Here is a 10,688-nt window from a genome sequence, read left to right on the forward strand (position 1 = left end):
GGCTTGCTCGCGAAGGCGGAGTATCATTCAACGAACAGGGTGTCTGGCACGCCCTCTTCGCGAGCAAGCCCGCTCCCACAATTGCCGCTCTGCCCGCCACCAAAAGTGGCGGGCTGTCTTTTGAAGAAGTGATTCACCGTCCCGATGAACAAGTACCTCTTGTCCAGTCTCTGCCTGCTTGCCCTGAACAACGCCAGCGCTGATGGCCAGCCGCTGACGCTGCCCACCGGCACAATCTCCGCGCCTGCGGTTGACGAAGAAAGTGTCAGCCTGACCACGCCGACCACCGCTGGTTCGCGCCTGAACCTGACGGCCATGGAAACTCCGGCCAGCGTCGAAAGCCTCAGCGGCGAGCAGGTTCGCGCCCGTGGCGATCGCAGCGTGCAGGACGCGGTGTCACGCAGCACCGGCATCAGCCGCACCGGCACCCCGGGCGATGGCGGCACCTCGTTGCAGGCACGCGGTTTTACCGGGCAGAGTTCGGTGATGCAGTTGTATGACGGTAACCGCATGTACACCGGTATGGGCACCGTAACTTTTCCGGTCGACACCTGGGCGGTGCAGCGCGTCGACGTGCTGCGCGGCCCGGCCTCGGTGCTGTACGGCGAAGGCGCGACCGGTGCGGTGGTCAACGTGATTCCGAAGAAGCCGTTCGAGGGCGAAATAGAAAATCACCTGCGCCTCGGCTACGGTTCCTACGACAGCCAGCAGCAGGCGTTCGACAGCGGCGGCTCGCTGAGCGACACCCTGAGCTATCGCCTCAATCTCAATCGTCTGCGCAGCAACGGCTGGATCGATCGCGGTGACTCATCAAGCGACTTCATCAGCGCGGCGCTGTGCTGGCAAGCCACTGATGACCTGGCGTTCACCCTCGCCCACGACTACGGCGACCAGCGTCCGCAGAACTACTTCGGCACGCCACTGATCAACGGCCGATTGCAGAACAGCCTGCGTAACAAGAACTACAACGTGCGCGACGACCAGCAGCACTACAACGATCAGTGGACGCGCCTGACCACCGATTGGCAGATCAACGACGCCGTCAGTGCCAGCAACGAGCTGTACTACCTCAAGGCCCAGCGCCGCTGGCAGAACGCCGAAAACTACAACTTCGACACCGCCACGCAACAGCTCAGCCGCAGCGGCTACTTCGGCATTGGTCACCAGCAAGAGCAGGTCGGCGACCGCCAGACCTTCACCTTCAAACACTCGCTGTTCGGCCTCGACAGCCAAACCGTGACCGGCGTCGATTACAACCGCATCCGTTTCCAGCTCAACAGCAATTCGCCGTTCAACGATGTGCTGCCGAACGGTCAGGCGCTGGATCTGTATCACCCGCAACCGGGCTATTTCGAAAGCGCCAACCCTTACCGCGACCAGTTCGACAGCACCACCAAACAGATGTCAGTGTTTGCGGAAAACCGCACGCAATTGAGCGAGCGCTGGTCGCTGGTGACCGGCGTGCGCCGCGACTATGTGCATGTGGATCGCAACAATCTGATCGACGACAGCCAGAGCGACAAGACCCTGACCGGCAACAACTGGAAGGCCGGACTGGTGTTTGCCCTGACGCCGCAGACCTCGTTCTACGGTCAGGTCGCGACCAGCACCGACGGCATCGGCGGCCTGATATCCCTCAGTCCGAGCCAGCAGCAATACGACCTGTCGACCGCGCGCCAGACAGAAATCGGCCTGAAGCAGTTGTTCTGGGATCAGCGCGGCGAGTTCACCCTGGCGGCCTATCGCATCGTCAAAAAGAAACTGCTGACCGACGATCCGGGCAACCCGACGCTCAAGCAGCAAGTCGGCCAGCAATCGTCCAACGGCCTGGAAGCCAGCCTCGATCTGCAACTGCCGCACGCCTGGCAATTGCAGGCCAACGCGGCGATTGTGAAGGCCAGGTACGATGACTTCTCCGAAGTGGTCGACGGGCAAACCCTGTCGTACAACGGCAATCGCCCGGTGGATGTACCACGGCGCACCGCCAATCTGTGGCTGAACAAAAACCTCAGTGATGATCTGAAGGCCGGGGCCGGCGTGCGTTATGTCGATGCGCGTTACGCCGACATGGCCAACCGCAACGAGCTGCCGAGTTACACCGTGGTCGATGCGACGCTGTCGTGGCAAGCCCTGCGCAACACCACGCTCGGTCTACAGCTGAACAATCTGTTTGACCGCCAGTACGCACAAAGCCAATACAATGCGGGCCAGCAGTGGATTCTCGGCGAGCCGAGATCGTTCTTCGTCACCGCTGATTACACTTTTTGATTGAAGATTGCGCCCTCACCCTAGCCCTCTCCCGGAGGGAGAGGGAACTGACCGAGGTGTTTGGGCAAGTTGCACCGACTTGAAAGTCCGAGTCGAACTCAGTTTTGAAACGCATGAAGATCGGCTCCCTTTCCCCCTCGCCCCCTCTGGGGGAGAGGGCTGGGGTGAGGGGGATGGATCTACCGAAAAAACACGAAATCGAGAACACACCGAACGCCCTATGACGTCACTCACCCTCACCCACCTCGCCTGGACACCTCTGGGCCACGGCCACTGCCATCACCAGTTCCAGCTGCGTGACGCCTCGTTGCAGGTGGCTGCCGGTGAGTTTGTCGGGCTGATCGGCCCCAACGGCAGCGGCAAGACCAGCCTGCTGCGCTGCGCCTATCGCTTCAGTCAGCCGGAAAGCGGTGAGGTCAGACTCGATCATCACAACGTGTGGAAACAGTCTTCGCGCTGGTGCGCAAAGCGCATCGCCGTGGTCCTGCAGGAATTCCCCGATGCCTTTGGCCTGACCGTCGAAGAAGTGGTCGCCATGGGTCGCACGCCGCACAAAGGCCTGTTCGATGGCGACACGCTGGAAGATCGCAATCTGGCGACGCAAGCGCTCAAATCCGTCGGCCTCGACGGCTTCGAAGACCATGCGTTCGCCACCCTGTCCGGCGGTGAGAAGCAGCGGGTGATCCTTGCCCGCGCCCTGACTCAGCAACCGCAACTGCTGATCCTCGACGAGCCGACCAACCACCTCGACCCGCGTTATCAGCTCGAACTGCTGCAACTGGTCAAACGTCTGCAGATCGGCACCCTCGCCAGCATTCACGACCTGAACCTGGCCGCCGCGTTCTGTGACCGACTGTACGTGATCAACCACGGCCGGATCGTCGCCAGCGGCACGCCGCAACAGGTACTGACCACCGAGCTGCTGCGCGACGTGTTCGGCGTCGAGGCGTTGATCGATTCCCATCCCCTCCACGGCTACCCGCGAATCACCTGGATAACCCGACCATGACTGTGCGTTCCCTGCTTTGTGTCGCTCTTTTGTTGTGCAGTGCCCAGGCCTTCGCCGAAGCCACGAAATACCCGTTGACCATCCATAGCTGCAACCGCGAAGTGACCTTCAACGAAGCGCCGAAACACGCGGTCAGTCACGACATCAACATGACCCAGATGATGCTCGCCCTCGGCCTCAAATCGCGTATGGCCGGCTACAGCGGTGTCAGCGGCTGGAAGTCAGTAACGCCCGAAATGCAGTCGCTGCTCGACGGCTTGCCGGAGCTGGCCGCGAAATACCCGTCGGTGGAAACCCTGCTCAACGCCAACGTCGATTTCTTTTTCGCCGGCTGGGATTACGGCATGCGCGTCGGTGGCGACCTCACGCCGCAGACCCTGCAACCGCTGGGCATCAACGTATATGAGCTGACCGAATCCTGCGCCTTCGTGATGAAGCGTCCGGCGGCGACGCTGGACGACACCTACAACGACCTGCGCAATCTGGGGAAGATTTTCGACGTGCAGGATCGCGCCAACGCACTGATCGCCGACATGCAGAATCAGGTCGCCGAGATCCGCAAAGACCTGCCCGTCGACAAGCCGCGGGTGTTTCTCTACGACAGCGGTGAAGACCGCGCCATGACTTCCGGGCGTCTCGGCATGCCGCAGGCGCTGATTGATGCTGCGGGCGGGCGCAACATTCTCGACGACGTCGACGCGAGCTGGACGAGGGTCAACTGGGAGACCGTGGTCGAGCGCAATCCGCAGGTGATCGTGATCGTCGACTACAGCGAAATCACTGCTGAACAGAAGATCGAATTTCTGCTGAAGAACCCGGCGCTGCAATCGGTCGATGCGATCAAGAACCAGCGCTTCATCGTCATCCCTTACGTGCAGGCCACGCCGGGGATCGATAACGTGCTGGCGGTGGAAACCCTGGCCAAAGGATTCCACGGCGAATGATCGACCGTCGCTACGCCTTGTTGCTGATCGCCCTCGGTGCCCTGTTGCTGGTGTCGTGCGTGGTCTCGCTCGGTTTTGGTCCGGCGCGGGTGCCGGTGGAGGTGGTGTGGCGGATTCTGCTGCACAAGACCTTGGGTTTCGGCGAGGTGAGCTGGAGCGCCGGGCAGGAGCACATTGTCTGGCTGATCCGTGTGCCGCGCATGTTGCTCGGGGCGTTGGTCGGTGCCGGGTTGGCGTTGATTGGCGCGGTGCTGCAAGCGGTGACGCGCAATCCTCTTGCCGATCCGCACCTGCTCGGCGTCACCTCCGGCGCGACCCTCGGCGCCGTGATCGTGGTGCTGCACATAGGTGAGATCGTCGGTCTGCTGACCTTGCCGATTGCTGCTTTCATCGGTGCGTTGCTGAGCATGTTTCTGGTGCTGGGCATTGCCAACCGTCAGGGTCGGCTCGACAGCGACCGGTTGCTGCTGTGCGGCGTGGCGGTGTCGTTCGTGATGATGGCAATCGCCAACCTGCTGCTGTTCATGGGCGACCATCGCGCCAGCTCGGCGGTGATGTTCTGGATGCTCGGCGGCCTCGGCCTGGCGCGCTGGGAACTACTGACGGTGCCGGCGCTGAGTGTGTTGCTCGGCCTCGGTCTGCTGCTGGGCATGGCCCGGCCGTTGAACGCATTGATGGCCGGTGAACAGACCGCCGTCACCCTCGGCCTGAATGCCCGCGCGGTGCGTTTGCGGGTGTTTGTGATCGCGTCCTTGATGACCGGGGTGCTGGTGTCGATCAGCGGCTCGATCGGTTTTGTCGGGCTGATGGTGCCGCACATTGCCCGGCGTCTGGTCGGTGCCGAACACCGCCGATTGTTGCCGGCCTGCGTACTGCTCGGCAGCCTGTTTCTGGTGTGGGTCGATGTTGCCGCGCGAACTCTGATCGCGCCGGAAGACCTGCCCATCGGCGTTGCCACCGCGGCTATCGGCGGTCTGTTCTTCATCGGCCTGATGCGCCGCCGCTGATCCAGCACAATCAACTTGTAGGAGTGAGCCTGCTCGCGATGACGGCGACACATTCGACATCAATGCGGATGACAGAACGCTATCGCGAGCAGGCTCACTCCTACAGGGGACAGTGTTGTCCTTGAAATCGCGCCCCAATCTGGCGCGGCCGCTTGCACCAACGCTCTCTCCGCGTCCCTTCATGGTGCACCCCACCCGCGCGCAACCGCTCTAAACCGACATTTTCCTGCCCGATCCCGACCGGGCACAGCCCTTGCAAAACACACCTTCAGTCGTCCGCATCTGCCAACCATAAAAAACTTTAACGTTCATGGAGATCGCACAATGAAGCGTCGCAGTTTGATCAAGGCTTTCACACTCACGGCATCCATTGCCGCGATGGGCATGACCTGGACTGTCCAGGCCGCCGAGACCATCAAGGTGGGGATTCTGCATTCGTTGTCCGGGACCATGGCGATCTCCGAAACATCGCTCAAAGACATGGCGCTGATGACCATCGACGAGATCAACGCCAAGGGCGGCGTGAACGGCAAGATGCTCGAACCGGTGGTGGTCGACCCTGCGTCGAACTGGCCGCTGTTCGCCGAGAAGGGCCGGCAGTTGCTGACCCAGGACAAGGTCGCGGTGGTGTTCGGTTGCTGGACGTCGGTGTCACGTAAATCGGTGCTGCCGGTGTTCGAAGAACTCAACGGCCTGCTGTTCTACCCGGTGCAGTACGAAGGCGAAGAGATGTCGCCAAACGTGTTCTACACCGGCGCCGCGCCGAACCAGCAAGCGATCCCTGCCGTTGAATACCTGATGAGCGAAGAAGGCGGCAGCGCCAAGCGCTTCTTCCTGCTCGGCACCGACTACGTCTACCCGCGCACCACCAACAAGATCCTGCGCTCGTTCCTGCATTCCAAAGGCGTGGCCGACAAGGACATCGAAGAGGTCTACACCCCGTTCGGTCACAGCGACTATCAAACCATCGTCGCCAACATCAAGAAATTCTCCGCCGGCGGCAAGACTGCTGTGATCTCCACGGTCAACGGCGACTCCAACGTGCCGTTCTACAAAGAGCTGGCCAACCAGGGCCTGAAGGCTACCGACGTACCGGTGGTGGCGTTCTCGGTGGGTGAAGAAGAGCTGCGCGGCATCGACACCAAACCGCTGGTGGGCAACCTCGCGGCGTGGAACTACTTCGAGTCCGTGGAGAACCCGGTGAACAAGAAGTTCGTCGCTGACTGGAAGGCCTACGCGAAGAAACACAACCTGCCGGGCGCCGACAAAGCGGTGACCAACGACCCGATGGAAGCCACTTACGTCGGCATCCACATGTGGGCGCAGGCAGCGGAAAAAGCCAAGTCCACCGACGTCGACAAAGTTCGCGAAGCGCTGGCCGGCCAGACCTTCGCCGCGCCGTCCGGTTACACCCTGACCATGGACAAGACCAACCACCACCTGCACAAACCGGTGATGATCGGCGAGATCCAGAACGACGGTCAGTTCAACGTCGTGTGGCAGACCGAAGGCCCGATCCGCGCCCAGCCTTGGAGTCCGTTTATCGATGGCAACGACAAGAAGCCGGATTATGCGGTGAAGAGCAACTGAGGCGGATTCAATCTTTGAGGCGGGCTTGAGATCTACCCCCTCACCCCAGCCCTCTCCCCCGAGGGGGAGAGGGGGAAAGGGAGCCGATCTTCATGCTTTTCAAAGCCTGAGTTCGGCTCGAATTCGCAGGTCGCAGCACATCGTACAAAAACCTCGGTCAGTCCCCTCAATTTCAAGAGGGAGAGGGGGGAAAGGGAGCCGATCTTCGTGCTTTTCAAAGTGTGAGCTCGGCTCGAATTCGCAGGTCGCAACACATCGTCCTGACACCTCGGTCAGTCCCCTCTCCCTCCGGGAGAGGGTTAGGGTGAGGGGGCGGTTGAACAGGACACCACTAATGCCCACTGCCATATACCGCTTATTTCTGGCCCTGGCACTGCTGTTGCCGATGACTGCCTTTGCCGGCGACGCCGAAGACTTCGTCGCCGCCAACCCCGTGCAGCAAGCCAAACTGCTGGAAGCCTGGGCCGCGCAGCCCGAGCCGGCGCGTGTCGAGCTGATCAACGCCCTGCAACAAGGCGAATTGACCCTCGACGGCCAAACCAAAACCCTGCGCCTGAACAACCGCCTGCGGGGTCTGATCGACACCGCGTTGGCCAGCCACCAATTGCTCGCCGCCGATGCCAAAACCCGTCTGACTGCCGCGCAGCAATTGCAGAAAAGCGCGAAACCCGCGCAGCTGAAATTCCTCGACCAGCAGCTGGCTGGCGAAAAAGACGAGAACGTCCACGCCGCCCTGAGCCTGGCGCTGGCCAATCTGCAGCTGGTCGACAGCGATCCGGCGGTGCGTCTGGCCGCCGTGCGCCTGCTGGGTGAAACCGGCGATCCGCTGGCCCGCACCCGCCTCGAAGGCCTGCTCGAGCCCGGCGTCGAAAGCGATGCCGGGGTGCGCACCGCCGCCGAAACCAGTCTGGCTCAGGTCAAGCGCAAACTGCTGATCGGCGAAGTGTTGGGTCAGGCGTTCAGCGGCATGTCCCTCGGCTCGATCCTGCTGCTCGCGGCGCTCGGGCTGGCGATCACCTTCGGCCTGCTCGGGGTGATCAACATGGCCCATGGCGAGATGCTGATGCTCGGCGCTTACTCGACTTACGTGGTGCAGCTGATGTTCCAGCGTTACGCACCCCAAGCCATCGAGTTCTACCCGCTGATCGCGCTGCCGGTGGCGTTCTTTGTCACAGCGGCGATCGGCATGGCGCTGGAACGCACAGTGATTCGTCATCTCTACGGCCGACCACTGGAAACCCTGCTCGCCACCTGGGGCATCAGCCTGATGCTGATCCAGTTGGTGCGCCTGCTGTTCGGCGCACAGAACGTTGAAGTGGCGAACCCGGCGTGGCTGTCCGGCGGGATTCAGGTGCTGCCGAATCTGGTGCTGCCGTACAACCGCATCGTGATCATCGCTTTCGCTTTGTTCGTGGTGGTGCTGACCTGGCTGCTGCTGAACAAGACCCGCCTCGGCCTCAACGTGCGAGCGGTCACGCAGAACCGCAACATGGCTGCCTGCTGCGGCGTGCCGACCGGGCGCGTCGACATGCTCGCCTTCGGCCTCGGCTCGGGCATCGCCGGCCTCGGTGGCGTGGCGCTGAGCCAGATCGGCAACGTCGGCCCGGATCTGGGTCAGAGCTACATCATCGACTCATTCCTGGTGGTGGTGCTCGGTGGCGTCGGGCAACTCGCCGGCAGCGTGCTCGCCGCGTTCGGGCTGGGCATCGCCAACAAGATTCTCGAACCGCAGATCGGTGCGGTACTCGGCAAGATCCTGATCCTCGCGCTGATCATTCTGTTCATCCAGAAACGTCCGCAAGGCCTCTTCGCACTGAAAGGACGGGTGATCGACTGATGAACCAGCCTCTACTTGTCACGGCCACGCAAAAGGCCGGGCCGAAACTCACCATTGCCATCGGCGCGGTGATCCTCGCGCTGCTGATCGCCCTGCCGCTGCTTTCGCTGTTGGCACCGGACAGCGCGCTGCATGTCTCGGCCTACACCCTGACGCTGGTCGGCAAAATCCTCTGCTACGCGATCGTCGCTCTGGCGCTGGATCTGGTCTGGGGCTACGCCGGGCTGCTGTCGCTGGGCCACGGCCTGTTCTTCGCCCTCGGCGGTTATGCGATGGGCATGTACCTGATGCGTCAGGCCGCCGGTGATGGTTTGCCGGCGTTCATGACCTTTCTGTCGTGGACCGACCTGCCGTGGTACTGGAGCGGCACCAGCAGTTTTATCTGGTCGATGTGTCTGGTGGTGCTGGCACCGGGTCTGCTGGCGCTGGTGTTCGGCTTCTTCGCCTTCCGTTCGCGGATCAAGGGTGTGTATTTCTCGATCATGACCCAGGCCCTGACCTTCGCCGGGATGCTCCTGTTTTTTCGCAACGAGACCGGCTTCGGCGGCAACAACGGTTTCACCAATTTCCGCACGATTCTCGGTTTCGGCATCACTGAGCCGGGCACCCGCGCGGTGCTGTTTCTGGCGACCGTGTTGCTGCTGGTGGCGAGTCTGTTCATCGGCTGGCGTCTGGCGCAGAGCAAGTTCGGCCGGGTGCTGACCGCGCTGCGCGATGCGGAAAACCGCCTGATGTTCTGCGGCTACGACCCGCGCGGCTTCAAGCTGTTCGTCTGGGTCTTGAGCGCGGTGCTGTGCGGTCTGGCCGGGGCGTTGTATGTACCGCAGGTGGGGATCATCAACCCCAGCGAAATGTCGCCGACCAACTCCATCGAAGCGGCAGTGTGGGTCGCCCTCGGCGGTCGCGGCACGCTGATCGGGCCGTTGCTCGGTGCCGGTGTGGTCAACGGCATGAAGAGCTGGTTCACCGTGGCTTTCCCCGAATACTGGCTGTTCTTCCTCGGCGCGCTGTTCATCGTCGTGACGTTGTATCTGCCCAAAGGCGTGATCGGCCTGCTGAAGAAACGAGGTGAACAATGAGAGTCACTGCGAGTGCTGAATTCATGCTCGAACCGGCGTTCTTCCCCGTGGAACCGAACAAGGACGAAGGCACCAGCCGTGACTCGATCGGCCTCGGCCAACGCGTCGGCCCGGGCCTCGACACCCGCCACGGCACGATCCTGACCCTGGAAGACATCAGCGTCAGCTTCGACGGCTTCCGTGCGCTGAACAATCTGAACCTGTACATCGGTGTCGGCGAACTGCGCTGCATCATCGGCCCCAATGGCGCAGGCAAGACCACGCTGATGGACGTCATCACCGGCAAGACCCGCCCCAGCCACGGCAAGGCGTGGTTCGGCGAAACCCTCGATCTGACGCAGATGAGCGAAGTGCAGATCGCCCAGGCCGGGATCGGCCGCAAGTTCCAGAAACCCACAGTGTTCGAAGCGCTCAGCGTGTTCGAGAATCTGGAGCTGGCGCAGAAGACCGACAAGTCGGTGTGGGCCAGTTTGCGCGCACGCCTGAGCGGCGAGCAGCGCGATCGCATCAGCGAAGTGCTGGAGACCATCCGCCTGACCACCTCGGTCAATCGCCCGGCGGGCTTGCTGTCACACGGCCAGAAGCAGTTTCTGGAGATCGGCATGTTGCTGATGCAAGACCCGCAACTGTTGCTGCTCGACGAACCGGTGGCGGGCATGACCGATGCCGAAACCGAATTCACCGCCGAGCTGTTCAAATCGCTGGCCGGCAAGCATTCGCTGATGGTGGTGGAGCACGACATGGGCTTCGTCGGCTCGATTGCCGACCACGTGACGGTGCTGCATCAGGGCAGCGTGCTGGCGGAAGGGTCGCTGGAGCAGGTGCAGGAAAACGAGCGGGTGATCGAGGTCTATCTCGGCCGTTGAACTGCAAACACCTTTCCAATGTGGGAGCGGGCTTGCTCGCGAATGCGGTGTGCCATTCAAGTTGATGGCGACTGATCCACCGCATTCG

At 61.9% G+C, this 10,688-nt stretch carries 9 protein-coding genes; all 9 read left to right on the forward strand.

The annotated features are described in order from the left end of the window. A partial coding sequence (locus QMX91_RS24715) for a hypothetical protein (protein WP_282413523.1) occupies positions 1-203 on the forward strand: 203 nt, incomplete at its 5' end. After that, on the forward strand, positions 145-2,268 hold the full coding sequence (locus tag QMX91_RS24720; protein WP_282413524.1) for a TonB-dependent receptor: 2,124 nt from the start codon (positions 145-147) through the stop codon (positions 2,266-2,268). The genes QMX91_RS24715 and QMX91_RS24720, both read left to right, overlap by 59 nt. A 220-nt stretch (positions 2,269-2,488) precedes the next feature. Next, entirely contained in the window at positions 2,489-3,277 is a 789-nt protein-coding gene (locus tag QMX91_RS24725) for an ABC transporter ATP-binding protein (protein WP_098966999.1), read from the forward strand. Further along, positions 3,274-4,221, forward strand: a complete 948-nt coding sequence (locus tag QMX91_RS24730; RefSeq protein ID WP_223007135.1) for an ABC transporter substrate-binding protein — start codon at positions 3,274-3,276, stop codon at positions 4,219-4,221. The genes QMX91_RS24725 and QMX91_RS24730 overlap by 4 nt, the downstream gene beginning before the upstream one ends. Beyond that, the gene (locus QMX91_RS24735) at positions 4,218-5,228 is read left to right on the forward strand and encodes an iron ABC transporter permease (RefSeq protein WP_223007136.1); all 1,011 of its coding nucleotides are present in this window, start codon (positions 4,218-4,220) and stop codon (positions 5,226-5,228) included. Before QMX91_RS24730 ends, QMX91_RS24735 begins: the two co-directional genes overlap by 4 nt. Positions 5,229-5,552: 324 nt before the next feature. After that, the gene (urtA, locus tag QMX91_RS24740; RefSeq protein WP_027613564.1) at positions 5,553-6,818 is read left to right on the forward strand and encodes an urea ABC transporter substrate-binding protein; all 1,266 of its coding nucleotides are present in this window, start codon (positions 5,553-5,555) and stop codon (positions 6,816-6,818) included. A 334-nt stretch (positions 6,819-7,152) separates the two neighbouring features. Beyond that, positions 7,153-8,655: an urea ABC transporter permease subunit UrtB gene (urtB, locus tag QMX91_RS24745; protein WP_098966993.1), complete on the forward strand. Its 1,503-nt coding sequence runs from the start codon at positions 7,153-7,155 to the stop codon at positions 8,653-8,655. Continuing rightward, a complete protein-coding gene (urtC, locus tag QMX91_RS24750) occupies positions 8,655-9,734 on the forward strand; it encodes an urea ABC transporter permease subunit UrtC (protein WP_282413525.1) in 1,080 nt (359 codons plus the stop codon). The genes urtB and urtC overlap by 1 nt, the downstream gene beginning before the upstream one ends. Positions 9,735-9,757: 23 nt before the next feature. Then, positions 9,758-10,600 (forward strand): urea ABC transporter ATP-binding protein UrtD, encoded by an 843-nt coding sequence (gene urtD, locus QMX91_RS24755; RefSeq protein ID WP_171061818.1) that lies wholly within the window; start codon positions 9,758-9,760, stop codon positions 10,598-10,600. The last annotated feature ends 88 nt before the right edge of the window (positions 10,601-10,688 follow it).

Origin of the sequence: Pseudomonas sp. PS01299, from assembly GCF_029960145.1 — a bacterium.
GTDB lineage: Bacteria > Pseudomonadota > Gammaproteobacteria > Pseudomonadales > Pseudomonadaceae > Aquipseudomonas > Aquipseudomonas putida_A.